Source organism: Stenotrophomonas sp. SrG, from assembly GCF_050031795.1.
Lineage (GTDB): Bacteria > Pseudomonadota > Gammaproteobacteria > Xanthomonadales > Xanthomonadaceae > Stenotrophomonas > Stenotrophomonas rhizophila_A.
Genome location: NZ_JBNBBE010001425.1, coordinates 1 through 234, shown reverse-complemented (window position 1 = coordinate 234; position 234 = coordinate 1). Strand labels below are relative to the sequence as shown.

Here is a 234-nt window from a genome sequence, read left to right as displayed (position 1 = left end):
CAATGGAATGGACGCCAGATCGACAGCACCGATGGTCTGTTCCTGCGATACGCCCGGGCGATCGACGGGTTGGGGTTCGCGCTGGACTATCGCCGCGAACTGCAGAAGCTGGGCGAGCAGTGCTACCTGCCACTGCGCGCCCGTGCCGGACTACACGTGGGCGAAGTGTTGATCTGGGACAACACGCCTGAAGCTGTCCTGGCAGGTGCCAAAGCAGTGGAAGTGGAAGGTTTG

At 62.0% G+C, this 234-nt stretch carries 1 protein-coding gene; it reads left to right on the top strand.

Translation table 11 applies throughout. The features are described 5' to 3' along the window. Positions 1–234, top strand: a 234-nt coding sequence (locus tag ACQG3P_RS24100; RefSeq protein WP_426806458.1) for a hypothetical protein, incomplete at both ends; no start/stop codon positions are given.